Raw genomic sequence first — 243 nt, forward strand, 5'->3', positions numbered from 1 at the left:
GCGGCCGCCGCGACAAGCTCGAAATCAGTCCGAACCTGTGGGCTGGCGTTGGCCTGGTGCGCGGCGGCGCCGGCACCGCCCTGGTCGGCGATGCGGCGACAGTTGCGGAACGGATCGACGAATACCGGCGCATTGGCATCGATAGCTTTATCCTGTCCGGCTATCCGCATCTGGAGGAGGCCTATCGGTTTGGCGAACTGGTGTTGCCGTTGTTGCCGCTCGATCATGAAATCTCGACGCGCC

The 243-nt window shown here is 64.2% G+C and carries 1 pseudogene; it reads left to right on the top strand.

What is annotated here, in order from left to right:
* Positions 1 to 243: pseudogene (locus EOD29_RS34415) on the top strand (LLM class flavin-dependent oxidoreductase); the annotation flags it as partial.

Origin of the sequence: Mesorhizobium sp. M1A.T.Ca.IN.004.03.1.1 (assembly GCF_003997555.1) — a bacterium.
Classification (GTDB): domain Bacteria; phylum Pseudomonadota; class Alphaproteobacteria; order Rhizobiales; family Rhizobiaceae; genus Mesorhizobium.